Annotated in this window: 14 protein-coding genes; 10 read left to right on the top strand and 4 right to left on the bottom strand. The window is 69.5% G+C overall.

Annotated elements, in window-relative coordinates; all coding sequences use genetic code 11:
- Positions 1-82: 82 nt before the first annotated feature.
- The 4 genes from thiS (at position 83) to HEP75_RS05310 (ending at position 3,864) form a co-directional block, all read left to right on the top strand.
- A complete protein-coding gene (gene thiS, locus HEP75_RS05325) occupies positions 83-283 on the top strand; it encodes a sulfur carrier protein ThiS (protein ID WP_003477142.1) in 201 nt (66 codons plus the stop codon).
- Between the two features lie 55 nt (positions 284-338).
- A complete protein-coding gene (locus HEP75_RS05320; RefSeq protein ID WP_221899303.1) occupies positions 339-1,133 on the top strand; it encodes a thiazole synthase in 795 nt (264 codons plus the stop codon).
- Between the two features lie 10 nt (positions 1,134-1,143).
- On the top strand, positions 1,144-1,929 hold the full coding sequence (gene trmB, locus HEP75_RS05315; protein ID WP_185825695.1) for a tRNA (guanosine(46)-N7)-methyltransferase TrmB: 786 nt from the start codon (positions 1,144-1,146) through the stop codon (positions 1,927-1,929).
- Positions 1,930-1,995: 66 nt separating this feature from the next.
- Complete coding sequence (locus HEP75_RS05310; protein ID WP_185815499.1) at positions 1,996-3,864, top strand: SLC13 family permease; 1,869 nt, start codon at positions 1,996-1,998, stop codon at positions 3,862-3,864.
- Positions 3,865-3,871: 7 nt separating this feature from the next.
- Here the strand turns inward: HEP75_RS05310 and HEP75_RS05305 are convergent, their stop codons facing one another.
- Complete coding sequence (locus HEP75_RS05305; RefSeq protein ID WP_185825694.1) at positions 3,872-4,213, bottom strand: Rieske (2Fe-2S) protein; 342 nt, start codon at positions 4,211-4,213, stop codon at positions 3,872-3,874.
- A 197-nt stretch (positions 4,214-4,410) separates the two neighbouring features.
- Here HEP75_RS05305 and HEP75_RS05300 point away from each other — a divergent pair, with 197 nt between their 5' ends.
- The 5 genes from HEP75_RS05300 to HEP75_RS05280 all read left to right on the top strand — a co-directional run bounded on the left by HEP75_RS05300 (position 4,411) and on the right by HEP75_RS05280 (position 8,646).
- Positions 4,411-4,683: a hypothetical protein gene (locus HEP75_RS05300; protein ID WP_185815497.1), complete on the top strand. Its 273-nt coding sequence runs from the start codon at positions 4,411-4,413 to the stop codon at positions 4,681-4,683.
- 120 nt (positions 4,684-4,803) lie between these two features.
- The gene (locus tag HEP75_RS05295; protein WP_185815496.1) at positions 4,804-5,511 is read left to right on the top strand and encodes a fumarylacetoacetate hydrolase family protein; all 708 of its coding nucleotides are present in this window, start codon (positions 4,804-4,806) and stop codon (positions 5,509-5,511) included.
- A 102-nt stretch (positions 5,512-5,613) separates the two neighbouring features.
- Positions 5,614-6,033 carry a large-conductance mechanosensitive channel protein MscL gene (gene mscL, locus HEP75_RS05290; protein ID WP_185815495.1) on the top strand — a complete coding sequence of 140 codons (420 nt, stop codon included), beginning with the start codon at positions 5,614-5,616 and terminating at the stop codon, positions 6,031-6,033.
- A gap of 63 nt (positions 6,034-6,096) precedes the next feature.
- Positions 6,097-7,509 (top strand): M28 family peptidase, encoded by a 1,413-nt coding sequence (locus tag HEP75_RS05285; protein ID WP_185815494.1) that lies wholly within the window; start codon positions 6,097-6,099, stop codon positions 7,507-7,509.
- A gap of 66 nt (positions 7,510-7,575) precedes the next feature.
- Complete coding sequence (locus HEP75_RS05280; protein WP_185815493.1) at positions 7,576-8,646, top strand: LacI family DNA-binding transcriptional regulator; 1,071 nt, start codon at positions 7,576-7,578, stop codon at positions 8,644-8,646.
- Between the two features lie 527 nt (positions 8,647-9,173).
- Here the strand turns inward: HEP75_RS05280 and HEP75_RS05275 are convergent.
- Both HEP75_RS05275 and HEP75_RS05270 read right to left on the bottom strand, forming a co-directional pair.
- On the bottom strand, positions 9,174-10,604 hold the full coding sequence (locus HEP75_RS05275; RefSeq protein ID WP_343203503.1) for a carboxylesterase family protein: 1,431 nt from the start codon (positions 10,602-10,604) through the stop codon (positions 9,174-9,176).
- A gap of 71 nt (positions 10,605-10,675) precedes the next feature.
- Positions 10,676-11,515: a TrmH family RNA methyltransferase gene (locus HEP75_RS05270; RefSeq protein WP_185815492.1), complete on the bottom strand. Its 840-nt coding sequence runs from the start codon at positions 11,513-11,515 to the stop codon at positions 10,676-10,678.
- Between the two features lie 581 nt (positions 11,516-12,096).
- Here HEP75_RS05270 and HEP75_RS05265 point away from each other — a divergent pair.
- Complete coding sequence (locus HEP75_RS05265; protein ID WP_185815491.1) at positions 12,097-13,161, top strand: hypothetical protein; 1,065 nt, start codon at positions 12,097-12,099, stop codon at positions 13,159-13,161.
- An 83-nt stretch (positions 13,162-13,244) separates the two neighbouring features.
- Here the strand turns inward: HEP75_RS05265 and HEP75_RS05260 are convergent, their stop codons facing one another.
- On the bottom strand, positions 13,245-14,762 hold the full coding sequence (locus tag HEP75_RS05260) for an alanine/glycine:cation symporter family protein (RefSeq protein WP_185815490.1): 1,518 nt from the start codon (positions 14,760-14,762) through the stop codon (positions 13,245-13,247).
- Between the last annotated feature and the right edge of the window lie 224 nt (positions 14,763-14,986).

Raw genomic sequence — 14,986 nt, 5'->3', positions numbered from 1 at the left:
GATTTCACCTCTGCCCCTCACGCTCACGTTGCACTGCCGCAATACATCGCGCGCCAGACGGCACGCACTGCACAATGATGACATGAACATCGAATTGAACGGTCAGGTCCGCCCGCTGCAGCCCCACACCACCGTCGCCGCCCTGCTGCTCGAGGAAGGGCTGGCGCAGCGCCGCGTCGCGGTCGAGGTCAACGGCGCGATCGTGCCGCGCGGCGCGCATGCCGAGCACGCGCTGCGCGACGGCGACCGGGTCGAGATCGTGCACGCGCTGGGCGGCGGCTGAATTCCGCGCGGCGTCCGACTCGGCAGCGCCGGGTGCGATGGGCGATAATCCGGCGATGAACGCTCACGCCCCCCACGACGCGCTGGTGATCGCCGGCAAGCCCTACCGTTCGCGCCTGCTCACCGGCACCGGCAAGTTCGCCGATCTGGAACAGACCCGGCAGGCCACCGAGGCCGCCGGCGCCGAAATCGTCACCGTGGCGATCCGCCGCTCCAACATCGGCCAGAACCCGGGCGAACCCAACCTGCTCGACGTGCTGCCGCCGCAGCGCTACACCATCCTGCCCAACACCGCCGGCTGCTACAGCGCCGAGGACGCGGTGCGCACCTGCCGCCTGGCGCGCGAGCTGCTCGACGGCCACAACCTGACCAAGCTGGAAGTGCTGGGCGACCAGCGCACCCTGTTCCCGGACGTGGTGCAGACCCTGAAGGCCGCCGAGATCCTGGTCGCCGACGGCTTCGAGGTGATGGTCTATACCAGCGACGACCCGATCCTGGCCAAGCGCCTGGAAGAGATCGGCTGCGTGGCGGTGATGCCGCTGGCCGCGCCGATCGGCTCCGGGTTGGGCATCCAGAACCGCTACAACCTGCTGGAGATCATCGACAACGCCAAGGTGCCGATCATCGTCGACGCCGGCGTCGGCACCGCCTCGGACGCGGCGATCGCGATGGAACTGGGCTGCGACGGCGTGCTGATGAACACCGCCATCGCCGGCGCGCGCAACCCGGTGCTGATGGCCAGCGCGATGCGCAAGGCGGTCGAGGCCGGGCGCGAGGCATTCCTGGCCGGGCGCATCCCGCGCAAGCGCTACGCCAGCGCGTCGTCGCCGGTCGACGGGCTGATCGGCTGAGGCCGCGCGCATGACCGATCCGTTCTCCAGCGCCGGTGCCAAGACCCCGCCCAAGCCCTTCACCATCGAGGAAGGCCGCCGCCAGGTACGCAGCTTCGTGCTGCGCCAGGGCCGCTTCACGCCTGCCCAGCAGCGCGCGTTCGACGAGCTGTGGCCGCGCTTCGGCCTGGACTACAGCGGCCAGCCGCGCGATCTCGACGCCACCTTCGGCCGCGCCGCGCGCAAGGTGCTGGAGATCGGCTTCGGCAACGGCGAGGCGCTGCGCTTCGCCGCGCGCCACGATCCGGCCCGCGACTACATCGGCATCGAAGTGCATGCGCCCGGCGTGGGTCGCGTGTTGAACGCGCTGGCCGCCGACGGCAGCGAGCACGTGCGCCTGTACCACCACGACGCGGTGGAAGTGCTGGAGCACGAGATCGCCGACGGCGCGCTCGACGAAGTGCGCATCTATTTCCCCGACCCGTGGCACAAGAAACGCCACAACAAGCGCCGCCTGCTGCAGCCGGCCTTCGCCGCGCTGCTGGTGCGCAAGCTGCGCGACGGCGGCCGCCTGCACGCGGCCACCGACTGGGCCGACTACGCCGAGCAGATGTGGGACGTGCTCGATGCCACCACCGGCCTGGTCAACCGCGCCGGTCCGCGCGGCCATGTGCCGCGCCCGGACTGGCGCCCGCAGACCCATTTCGAGACCCGCGGCCAGAAGCTGGGCCATGGGGTGTGGGATTTGCTTTACGACCGGGAATCGGGAACGGGGAATCGGGAATCGGAACAGCAACCGCCCCCGGCATCCGCGTAGCGCCAGCCTGCGTCAGACCATCGCTTCTGCCATTCTCCATTCTCGATTCCCCATTCCCGGCCCCGCATGGACACCGCGCTGACGCTGACCACCGATATGAAGCTCGTGCTCGGGCTGGTCGGCTTCACGATGGCGATGTTCGTGTTCGAGCGCATCCGCGCCGACGTGGTCGCGCTGGTGGTGCTGGTGGTGCTCGGCGTCACCGGGCTGATCGCCCCGGAAGAGCTGTTCAGCGGCTTCTCCGGCAACGCGGTGATGAGCATCATCGCCACCACCATCCTCGGCGCCGGGCTGGAGCGCACCGGCGCGCTGAACCGGCTGGCGTCGTGGCTGCTGCGCCGCGCGCACGGCGTGGAAGAGCGGCTGATGCTGCTGACCACCGGCATCGCCGGGCTCAATTCCTCGTTCATGCAGAACCCCTCGGTGATGGCGCTGTACCTGCCGGTGGCCTCGCGCCTGGCCGCGCGCACCGGGCTGACCCTGCAGCGGCTGCTGCTGCCGATCGCCGCGGCGATCGTGATGGGCGGCGCGCTGACCATGGTCGGCAACTCGCCGCTGATCCTGCTCAACGACCTGCTGCAGTCGGCCAACAACAACCTGCCCTCGGGCATGGCCACGATCGAGCCGCTGCGCATGTTCGCGCCGCTGCCGATCGGCGTGGCGCTGCTGCTGGCCTCGCTGATCTACTTCCGCGTGCGCGGCGACCGCACGCTGATGGAAGAAGAACAGCTGATCAACAACGGGGTCACCCCGGCGCGCACCGAGAGCTACTTCGCGCGCACCTACGGCATCGAAGGCGACGTGTTCGAGCTGATCGTCAGCGCCGACAGCCCGCTGGTCGGCATGACCCTGGGCGAGGCCGAGACGGTGCACGACGCGCCGCTGCTGCTGGCCCTGAAGACCGGCAACGACACCCGCCTGGCGCCGCCGGCGGACATGCGCATCTGGGTCGGCAGCGTGCTCGGGGTGATGGGCGCGCGGCAGCAGGTGGCCGATTTCGCGCAGAACCAGTTCCTGCGCCTGTCCTCGCGGCTGCGCAACCTCGGCGACCTGTTCAATCCCAGCCGCGCCGGCATCTCCGAGGCGGTGATCCCGCCGACCTCGCGCTTCATCGGCAAGAGCGCGGCCGAGCTGCGCCTGCGCAAGCAGGCCGGGATCAGCCTGCTGGCGATCAACCGCGACAAGCAGGTGATCCGCGAGGACGTACGCAAGGTGCCGCTGCGCGCCGGCGACATGCTGGTGTTCCACAGCATCTGGCAGGACCTGGCGCAGGCCTCGGAGAGCCGCGACTTCGTCGTCGTCACCGACTATCCGAAGGGCGAACACCGCCCGCACAAGTTCAAGATCGCGATGACGATCTTCGCCCTGACCATCCTGATCGCGCTGACCAGCAAGCTGCCGGTGGCGCTGACCCTGATGACCGGCGTGGCCGGCATGCTGCTGACCGGCGTGCTGCGCATGGACGAGGCCTACGCCTCGATCAACTGGAAGACCATCTTCATGATGGCCGGGCTGATCCCGCTGGGCTGGGCGATGGACAGCAGCGGCGCGGCGGCCTGGGTCGCCGGCCACACCATCGCGCGGCTGCCCGAGGGCGTGCCGGTGTGGGCGCTGGAGATCGCGCTGGCGCTGCTGACCACCGCGTTCTCGCTGGTCATCAGCCACGTCGGCGCGACCATCGTGATGGTGCCGATCGCGGTCAACCTGGCGCTGGCCGCCGGCGGCAATCCCACCGCGTTCGCGCTGATCGTGGCGCTGTCGGCGTCCAACAACCTGATGACCGCGTCCAACCCGGTGATCTCGATGATCACCGGCCCGGCCAACTACCAGCCGCGCGAACTGTGGCGCGTTGGCGCGCCGCTGTCGCTGATCTACACCTCAGTGGTGGTGCTGATGGTCAACCTGATGTCGATGGCCTGGTGGGGCGCGTTCTAGGCACCACTCACGCCAGGAACACCTGACCCTCGCGCACCGCTACCGGCACCGCGAGCAGGCTCTGGCCGCGGCACGGCCCGGACACGCAGCTGCCGTGCTGCAATTCGAACGTGGCGCCGTGCGCGGCGCAGACCACGTGCCCTTCGCGGCTCTTCAGGAACTGCCCCGGCGCCCAGTCGAGCCGCCGTCCCGCATGCGGGCACACGTTCAACCAGGCGCGCACGCCGTCGCCGTCGCGGTACAGCAGCAGCGATTCGATCTCGCCGCCAATCGAGGCCTCGGCTTCGATCAGGCTGCCAGACTCGATCTGCTCCAGTTGCGCCAGCACGGCGGAAGATGACTCGGTCATGGGAAACGGCGGCAACGCGGAAAGGGCCGCCATTCTTGCATGTCCGCGGTTCGCGCCCGCATCGCGCTTCACCTGGCGACGACATGCAACACATTGACCGGGCAAGTGTTAATTTTTCGCTTAACGAACTTTTCACTCCGTCACAGAAGACTGCGTCGATACTGCGCCCTCGGTTCCAACTGACACAGACTTCTGCCATGCGTGTACGCGCTTTCAATTTCGATCAGTTCCGGCATGTCTTCGCGCCGCGCAAGCCGCGCCATCCGCTGGTGAAACTGGCCGTCGGCTTGCTGGGCCTGGCGATCCTCGCCGGGCTGGTGTTCGTCAGCGTGTTCGTCGGTGCGGCGATGATCCTCGGCGGCATCGCGATGAAGCTGCTGAGCCAGCGCGGCAAGCGCCCGTCCGCGGCGCGCCAGCATGTGGTCGATGGCGAGTACCGCGTGTTGCGCAAGCCGGCGTTGCCGTTGTAAAGCCGGGATTGGGGAGTTGGGATTGGGGATTCGTGAAAGCGACATCCGCACGCCTGCCGGAGTCGGGTCGAACCTGACGCGCTAAACTGCCGCATCCCGTTCTTCTCTGGATGCGTGCCCATGAAAGACCTTTTCGCCGCTGCCGAAGCTCCGCGCGTGCCCGTGCGTGGGCTGGGGCTGTTTCCGGTGCATCGCATCTATTGCGTGGGTCGCAATTTCGCCGACCATGCACGCGAGATGGGTGCCAGCGCTCCGGCCTCCAAGGCCGAGCGCGGCCAGCCGACGTTCTTCATGAAGCCGGCCGATGCGCTGGTGATCGGCAGCGAATCCATTCCCTACCCGTCCGCGACCCAGGACCTGCACCACGAAGTGGAGCTGGTGGTAGCGCTCGGCCAGGATGCGCCGGCCGGCGTGCTCGGCGTCGAGGATGCGGCGTCGCTGGTGCTGGCCTATGGCGTCGGCCTGGACCTGACCCGCCGCGATCTGCAGGCCGCGGCCAAGGCCAAGGGCCTGCCGTGGGACATCGCCAAGGGCTTCGACCATTCCGCGCCGATCAGCGAACTGATCCCGGCCGGCGAAGTCGGCGCGCTGGAGGCGTTGAACCTGTCGCTGGAGGTCAACGGCCAGGTGCGCCAGCAATCGCTGCTCGACCAGATGATCTGGAACGTGCCGGAGATCCTGCACGAACTGTCCAAGCTGTTCGCGCTGCGCGCCGGCGACCTGGTGTTCATGGGCACGCCGGCCGGCGTGGCCGCACTGCAACCCGGCGATCGTTTCAGCGCGCGGCTGGAGAACGTCGCCGAGCGCCACGGCACGATCGTCGCGTGAGCGAACGCGCGGCTGCGTTGCGCAGCGTGATCCGCGGACGACGGCGATTGCGCTAGGCTTGCACCGCGGCGACAGGCCCGCGCAACGTTCGAGGAAGCTCCAATGGGCATGATCCGCGAGTTCAAGGAATTCGCCATGCGCGGCAACGTGCTGGACCTGGCGGTCGGCGTGGTGCTCGGCGCCGCGTTCGGCAAGATCGTCACCGCGCTGGTGGAGAAGATCATCATGCCGCCGATCGGCATGCTTGCCGGCGGCGTGGATTTCTCGCGCTGGGCGTGGACGCTGAAGGCGGCGACGGTGGACGCGGCCGGCAAGGAAGTGCCGCCGGTGGTGATCGGCGTCGGCGATTTCCTCAACACCATCCTCCAGTTCGTGATCGTGGCCTTTGCCATCTTCATGGTGGTCAAGGCGATCAACCGCATCGCGCGCAAGGAACCGCCTGCGCCCAAGGCGCCGAGCGAGGAAGTGCTGCTGCTGCGCGAGATCCGCGATGCGTTGAAGAACGACGCCACCCCGCAGTAAGTGCCGTGCGCAGGCGCGCCACGCGCTGCTAAGCTCGTGGTTCCCCCTGTCGCGGAGTCCTCCATGCGCCGTCTTGCCGTCGTCATCGCCGCCATGCTCGCTGCCGCGTCCGCCGCCGCGGCCGAGACCACCCGCATCCCGGATGCGGCGCTGTCCACCGCCGCCACGCTGCGCGAGCAGGCGCTGGCCGACGACACCGGTTGGAAGGTGGTCGAATCGCTGACCACCGAAGTCGGCCCGCGCATGGCCGGCAGCGAGGCCGATGCGCGCGCGGTCGCGTGGGCCACCGCCAAGTTCAAGGCGCTGGGCTTCGACAAGGTGTGGACCGAGCCGGTGACGTTCCCGAAATGGGAGCGGCGCAGCGAACACGCGCAAGTGCTCGGCGCCAATGCGCAGCCGCTGAGCGTCACTGCGCTGGGCGGCAGCCCGGCCGGCACGGTCGAGGCCGACGTGGTGCGCTTCGCCGATCTGGCCGCGCTGCAGGCCGCACCCGCCGGTTCGCTGCGCGGCAAGATCGCCTTCGTCGATTACCAGATGGTCAAGGCGCGCGATGGCAAGGACTACGGCAACGGCGGCGCGGTGCGCAGCAAGGGGCCATCGGAGGCGATCCGCAAGGGCGCGATCGGCTTCGTGATGCGCTCGGCCGGCACCGATTCGCACCGCGTGCCGCATACCGGCATCACCCGGTTCGACGAGGGCCTGACCCCGGTGCCGGCGGCGGCGCTGGCGGTGCCCGACGCCAACCAGCTGGCGCGGCTGGTCGCGCGCGGCCCGGTGCGGCTGCGCCTGGCGCTGGACTGCGGCTGGGACGGCCAGGCCACCTCGTACAACGTGATCGGCGAGATCACCGGGCGCAGCAAGCCCAAGGAAGTGGTGGTGATCGGCGGCCACCTGGATTCGTGGGACCTGGGCACTGGGGCGATCGACGACGGGGCCGGCGTCGGCATCAGCATGGCCGCCGGGCACCTGATCGGCCAGCTCAAGCGCGCGCCCAAGCGCACGATCCGCGTGGTGGCCTTCGCCAACGAGGAGCAGGGGCTGTACGGCGGCAAGGCCTATGCGCAGGCGCATGCCAAGGACGTGGCGCTGCACCAGATCGCCGCCGAGAGCGACTTCGGCGCCGGCCGCATCTATGCGTTCAACACCGGCTCGGGCGATGCGGCGGGCTCGCGCGAGGCGACCCGGCAGATCGCCGAGGCGCTGGCGCCGCTCGGCATCGCCTACGCGCCCGACACCGGCGGCCCCGGCCCCGACGTGGGCCCGCTCGCGGCCAAGGGCGCCGCCTGGGCGTGGCTGGCGCAGGACGGCAGCGACTACTTCGATCTGCACCACACCGCCGATGACACCCTGGACAAGATCGACCCCAAGGCGCTGGCGCAGAACGTCGCCGCCTACGCGGTGTTCGCCTACCTGGCCGCGGAGGCCGACGGCGGCTTCGGCAGCCAGGCCAAGACAGTGGAACCGCCCAAGGAGTAAGCTGGCTGGCCTGCCGCGGGGATGCGCGCAGGCTTTCCCTCTTTCGCAGCATCGCCAGGACCCACGATGGGCAAACGGCAAGGTCGTGCAGGCTCCGCGGTGACGCTGCTGGATGTGGCGCGGCACGCGGGCGTCTCGCCGATGACCGCCTCACGCGTGATCAACCGCCACCCGCGCGTGGGCGCGGCGATGCGCGAGCGCGTCGAGGCCTCGATCAAGACGCTCGGCTACCGTCCCAACCTGGCCGGGCGTTCGCTGCGCACCGCCAGCCTGGCGCGGATCGGCGTGCTGTACAGCAATCCCAGCGCGGCCTATCTCAACCAGTTCATGCTCGGCATCCTCGAGCAGAGCAGCCTGGACGGCAGCCAGGTGCTGGTGGAAAAAAGCGACGACATGGGCAGCCAGCGCGCCGCCACCGAGCGCCTGCTCGACGCCGGCGTGGACGGGGTGATCCTGCCGCCGCCGCTGTGCGATTCGCGGCAGACCATCGAGGAACTGGACGCGCGCGGCATCCCGGTCGTGGCCGTGGCCACCGGCACGCCGATGCAGGGCGTCAGTTCGGTGCGCATCGACGACTACCAGGCCGCCTGCGCGATCACCCGGCACCTGATCGAACTCGGCCATCGCGACATCGGCTTCATCAGCGGCGATCCCAAGCACACCCCGAGCGCGCTGCGCAGCCGCGCGTTCTTCGACACCATGGCCGCGGCCGGACTGCCGGTCGCCGACACGCGCGTGGCCGAAGGCCTGTTCACCTATCGCTCCGGGCTGGTCGCCGCGACCGCGCTGCTGCACGCCGCGCCGCGCCCGACCGCGCTGCTGTGCAGCAACGACGACATGGCCGCCGCCGCGGTCGCCATCGCCTACGGCCTGCGCCTGCGCGTGCCCGAGGACCTGTCGATCGCCGGCTTCGACGACACCCCGGTGGCGACCACGATCTGGCCCGAGCTGACCACCATCCACCAGCCCGTCACCGCAATGGGCCGCGCCGCGGTCGCGTTGCTGCTCGGCGAGATCCGCCAACGCCGCGACGGCCTGCCCAACCGCGGCATCCACCAGGTGATGAAGTACACGCTGGTGACCCGCGGCTCGACCGCGCCGCCGGCGGACCCGGCATTGCCGCAGGCGGCGGGCTAGCGCTTTTCTTCGCTGTGTTTAAAGGCGACGCACGTCGTAGGCGCGACGGCAGGTGGCTTCGGGCCATCAGTCGCGATGCGCTTTCCTGGTAAAGCCCGTCGCGACTGAAGTCCCACAACAAACTTGCGGATTGCTCACAGGGTGCACTGTAGGAGCGGCTTCAGCCGCGACAGAAAAGCAAAACCGCCAGGGTTCCCGACTTCGTTGGTCGCGGCTGAAGCCGCTCCTACAGGACCTTGCGGGACGCCCGCTGGGTGCACTGTGGGAGGGACTTCAGTCCCGACACTGTCCGGTCGCGGCACCTCCACCGCTTCGCTCGTCGCGACTGACGTCGCTCACAAGATTCGGTCGACTGCGAATATCCGGGTCGAAAATGCTCAAGGCACAGTCGACTCCAGTTGTGCAGCGATCCAACTGCATCTGATCCGCACGCATCGCGATCGGGCCACGGCGCCGCAACCCGCATTAAAGGGCCACGGCGGACCGCCCCGACGGCAAGCCGCTATGAGCAGCAGCGGCAATCTCGCCTACGGCAGATCGAGCAGCGCGCACACCTCGCTACGCAAACCTGTCACTGCCTGCGCGCCGTCCTGGTCGAAGCGCAGCGATGCCTGGGTCGGCGCGAACGCCGGCCAGCGCGGCAGGCCGGCGACGTTCGGATCGCCGCTGCGCGCGAACGCGGCCCAGTAGCGCTGCAGGTTCAGCGGCGGCTGGCCGATCGGCAGGCCCTTGAACACGAACGGCAGCTCGGCACTGTGGGTCACGCGGCCGCCGGGCGCGGCCAGGTCGAACTCGTAGTGCCACACCGGCACGCCCTGCCGCGCCTGCGCGCGCGCCACCGCCAGCGCTGGGCAGCGGAAGGTCAGGTCGGTGGCCAACCGCACCGCCGCATCGCCATAGCGCGGATCGGGCTCGGCCGCCGCGTCGCGATACGGCGCCAGCACCTGCGCGGCACGGGCTGGATAATCGCGACGCAGCCGCGCCTCGGCGCCATCAGCGCCGCCATAGGTCAGTTCCTGCGCCACGCTGCCGAGCAGCAGCGGCACCCGCTGCTGCGCGCCGTCGGCCAGCAGCGCCGCCGGTGCGCGCGGCAGCACCTGGCCATCGACGATCGCCTGCAGCCAGATGTAGCCGTCGTCGTCCAATGCCGGCACGTCGACGCCCTGCGCCGCCTTCAACAACTGCGCGAACGGCAAGCGCCGCAATGCCGGCAGGCGCTGCGTCGCGCCGATCCCGGCACGCTGCGCGATCGCCGCGCCGAGCGCCTCGTTCTCGCCCAGGCTGCGCGCCGGCAGGCCGAAGCCGGCGGTGCCGCTCTGTTCGATCGCCGCGCGGAACAGCCCTTTCGACAGCGGCGACAGCTGCAGCAGGCCCACGTTCTGTGCGCCGGCCGATTGGCCGAAGATGGTCACCTGCGCCGGGTCGCCGCCGAAGCGGGCGATGTTGTCGCGCACCCAGCGCAGCGCCGCGATCTGGTCGAGCAGGGCGTAGTTGCCGGAGGCATGGCGTGCGGACTCGGCGCTCAGCTCGGGCAGCGACAGGAAGCCGAACACGCCCAACCGGTATTGCACGGTGACCAGCACCACGCCCTGCTGCGCCAGCGACGACGGCAACACGTCGGCACCGCCGGCGACGTTGGCGCCGCCGTGGATCCACACCATCACCGGCTGTTTCGCCGCCGGGTCCAGGCGCGGCGTCTGCACTTCCACGTACAGGCAATCTTCGCTGGAGCGCTGCGCCAGCGCATTGTTCCAGCCGATCGCCGGCTGCGCGCAGGTCGGCGCCGGCTGGCTGGCGTCGCGCACGCCGCGCCAACGCGCCGGCGGCTGCGGCGGCCGCCACCGGTTCGCGCCGGTCGGCGGGGCGGCGAACGGGATCGCGCGGAACAGCAAGCTGCCGTCGGCCTGGACCTGGCCGCGCACGCTGCCCGCGGCCAGCGTCACCTGCGGCGCAGGCACGGCGGCGGCGGGCGCCTGGCGCGCATTCGCCAGCGGTGCGAGGCCCAGCAGCAGGCACAGCAGCGCCGGCTTCACCGCGCGGCTCCCGACGCCGCGACGCGGCTGCGCCAGGCGCCGAGCAGCACCGCGGTGGCGGCGGCGACGTTGAGGCTTTCCACCGCGCCGCTGCCAGGGATCGACAGGCGCAGTTCGCAGGCCTGGGCGAAGTCGCGGTCCATGCCCTCGCTCTCGGCCCCCATCACGTACACCAGGCGCGGCGGCAGCGCGGCGGCGAACACGTCGTCGCCGCCGTCGACCAGCGTCGCCGCCAGCGCGAAGCCGGCCGCGCGCAATTGCGCCAGCGCCTGTTCCGTCGGCGGCAGCCGCACCAGCGGCAGCGCCTCGGCGCCGCCTTCGGCCACGCGCGTGGCAGCGCCGGACAGGGCCAGCGTCGCGGTGTCAGGCAGCAGGATCGCCGCGGCGCCGAAATGCGCGGCCGAGCGCAGGATCGCTCCGAAGTTGTGCGGGTTGCCCACGCCGTCCAGCCACAACGCCAGCGCCGGACCCGGCGCCAGCCCCTGCAGCCACGCCGCCAGCGGCAGCGGTTCGGCGCGCAGCACGTCGGCGACCACGCCTTCGTGGTGCGCGCTGGCCGCGAGCTTGTTCAGATCGGCCTCCTCCACCACCCGGTAGCCGACGCGATTGGCCGCGCACCACTTGAGCAACGGCTGCAGCGCGGGAATCCGCGCCTCGGCCAGGTACAGCTTGCGGATCGCCTCGGGCCGGCGCGCGTACACCGCGCGCACCGCGTTGAGACCGTACAGGCGCAGCTCGCCGCGGTTGGCGTCGGCCGCGCGCGGCACCGGCGCGGCGCGTTCGGGCGGCGCGGGCGGACGCGGGCCGCGCGGGCTCTTGCCCCAGGGACTGTTCATCGCGGCACGCTCGGCAGCGCAGCGCATGCGGCGGCAAGGCGCGGGAAAGAAAGGTCATGACGCATGGGAAAGGTCTCCTGGACCGCAATGGCAACGCACCGTACCGGCGCGACCCGGTGATTTTCGCTCATCCCTGCCCTGTAGGTGCGGTTGGCGTCGTTCGCGCGACCAAAACCTGCGCAGCGGGGTTCGACCGCGGAGTCCGGCCCGGCATTTCCGCCCGTCGCGGCGGCGGCTTCCGGCGGCGGCGCATCGATTGTCTACCCAGCGCGCCGAGAAGAGGAATAGCGGCCCGACTGAGACCGTGAAGCCGTTCGCCGTTGCCCGGCACCATGCCGCATTCGCGGCGATAGGCGACGAATTCTCACAATCACGCCGCTGCGGCAAGGCACATCGTCGCCGCACCTCGGCACGACAACGGACAACGCTATCGACCATAACCACGACCGCAACACCCGGCTTCGCATCGCGGGACACCATCGCCTCGACATCGACACCACCGCTTCAGTGCAGGCGGATGCAGCGAGCCGAACGGGATCCCACAACAATCCTCTCTGCCTCATCATCACAAGGCGATCCCAATGAAATCCTCTGTCCGCAACGCAAGCTGGACACTGCGTCGTTGTTCCACCACCGCATTGATGCTGCTCTCCCTGCTCGGCGTGGCCGGCGCCGCGTCGGCGGCGACCCAGGACGGCGCGCCGGATGCCCGGCTCGCGCGAGTCGGCAGCATGAGCGCAATGCACAAGCCGGCCGGCATCCCGGACGACTACGTCGCGACCCCGTTCGGCTACTTCGCGCCGGCCTGCGTCCGCCAAGTCCACAGCGGCGAGCGCATCCTCGAGGACGGCAGCCTGCAACACGTCAATGGCGTGCGCGAACAGACGCAGGCCTGTAGCCAGGACAACTTCACTCCCAGCGGCGCGCGGGTGCGGCCCGACGGCCGCGGCAGCGATGGTCGGCAGGTCCGCAGCAGCGCCGCGCTGACAGCGTCCAGCGCACGCGGCGCGGTGCCGCCACCGATCACGCACGACTGGGTCCAGTCGGCTATCGACGTGACCGGCGCCAAGATGGGCCGCATCGTCGCGAGCTGGAAAGTGCCGCAGAATCCGACCAACGTGGCGCATCAGACGGTGTACTTCTTCCCGGGCATGCAGAGCGACGATCCGACGATCCTGCAACCGGTGCTGGGCTACCGCGGCGACAGCAACACCTGGGATCTGAGCAGTTGGAACTGCTGCCAGAATGGCATGGTGTGGTCCAGCGATTTCATTCCGGCCAAAGCCGGCGACCAGATCGTGGGCGACACCTACGCCACCTGCAACAACGGCAGGCCCTGCGCGAACTGGAACGTCGACACACGCAACATCACCAGCGGCAGGAGCGTCCGGCTCAGCACCACCTACGACATCAATTCGAATACGCACCTGGTGATGGGTGGCGCGCTGGAGGTGTACTCGGTGGACAGTTGCGACCAGTATCCGCCCGACGGTCGCATCACCTTCAACTCGATCGGCGTGTACGACTACAAACTGGGACGCGTTCCGTCGCCGGCATGGGTTTCGTACAGCGACAGTTCCGGCCTGGACGTGCAGTGCAACTACGATGTGCAGACCACCTCCACCTCGGCGACGATCTTCTACTGATCGCGCCCTGTCCCGAGGGCAAGACACCGCTGCCGGCCACAGGCCGGCAGCGTGTCATCACGGCACCTACTGCCGCGTGGCGATCATTCGCCGCGCGGCGCCGGCGGCACCAGCCGCTCGCGCCATAGATCGGCGTTCTTGATGCCCAACGGCAGCGGATCGAACACCGGATCCAGGCCGGCCTTCTTCTGCCGCTCGTAGTCGCGCAGCGCCAGCAGCGCCGGCTTCTGCAGGATCAGGATGGCGATGATGTTGAGCCAGGCCATCAGGCCCACGCCGATGTCGCCCAGCGACCACGCCAGCTTGGCGTCGTGGAACGCGCCGAACACCACCATGCCGAGGATGCCCAGCCGCAGCACCAGCACGCTGAGCGGACGGCGGCGGTTGCCGTTGATGTAGTTGAGGTTGGTCTCGGCCATGTAGTAATAGGCCATGATCGTGGTGAAGGCGAAGAAGAACAGCGCCAGCGCCACGAAGCCGGCGCCCCAGCCGGGCAGGATCGCGTCCACCGCGGCCTGCGCATAGCCCGGGCCTTCCTGCACGCCGCGCAGGCCGGAGAACAGCGGCTCGCCGCCGCCCGGCGCATACACGTTGTACTTGCCGGTGGCCAGGATCAGGAACGCGGTCGCGGTGCACACCATCATCGTGTCGAAGTAGATCGCGAAGGCCTGCACGTAGCCCTGCTTGGCAGGATGCGAGACCTCGGCCGCGGCCGCCGCATGCGGGCCGGTGCCCTGACCGGCCTCGTTGGCGTAGATGCCGCGCTTGACGCCCCATTCCACCGCCAGCCCCAGCAGCGCGCCGAACGCGGCGTGCGAGCCGAACGCGCTGCGGAAGATGATCGAGAACATCTCCGGCACCCGCTCGGCGTTGAGCACCATCACCACCACCGCCATCAGGATGTAGCCCAGCGCCATGAACGGCACCACGATCTCGGCGAAGTTGGCGATGCGCTTGACCCCGCCGAAGATGATCACCGCCAGCAACAGCGCCACCGTCACGCCGATGCCCAGCTTCAGCGCCTGCACCGCCGGCAACCCCATCCACAGTCCGTCGAGCGGGCCGCACAGCGGACCGCCGCGGCAGGCGTTGACCACGCTGTCGGCGATCGCGTTGGCCTGCACCCCGGGCATCAGGAAGCCGGTGGCGACGATGGTGGCGAGCGCGAACAGCAGCGCGTACCACTTCAGCCCCATCGCCTTTTCGATGTAGTACGCCGGGCCGCCGCGGTAGCGCCCGTCGGCGTCCTTGACCTTGTAGATCTGCGCCAGGGTCGATTCGATGTACGAGGTGGAGGCGCCGAAGAAGCCCATCACCCACATCCAGAAGATCGCCCCCGGCCCGCCGAAGGCGATGGCGGTGGCCACGCCGGCGATGTTGCCGATGCCGATGCGCCCGGCCATCGACATCGCCAGCGCCTGGAACGAGGACACGCCGGCATCGGATTTCTGCCCGCCGATGGTCAGCCGCAGCATCTCGGCGAAGCCGCGCACCTGCATGAAGCGGGTGCGGATGGTGAAGTACAGGCCGGCCGCCAGGCACATGAAGATCAGCGCCTTGCTCCAGATCAAGCCATTCAATGCAGTGATGATCGATTCCACGCAGTTCCCCGAAGCACAAGAAGGACGCCCCGCGAGCGGGGGCTGGCTCGATTGTGCATGAATCGGTGCTGACTGCGAAACGTATCTCGCTCCAGAGGTGCACGCGGTGAGCGGGCGCTACCGTGCCAGTGCGAGCTGCGCATAGGCCGCCGCCGCATCCTCGTGCGTCCGAAGCGTGCCTGGCACTCAACCAGCTCGCGCGATCCGGCCACATGCGCATGCCG

It is taken from the genome of Xanthomonas sp. SI (genome assembly GCF_014236855.1).
Classification (GTDB): Bacteria; Pseudomonadota; Gammaproteobacteria; order Xanthomonadales; family Xanthomonadaceae; genus Xanthomonas_A.
Note: the sequence above shows the minus strand (reverse complement) of the source record. Positions and strands in the feature narration are given on the sequence as shown.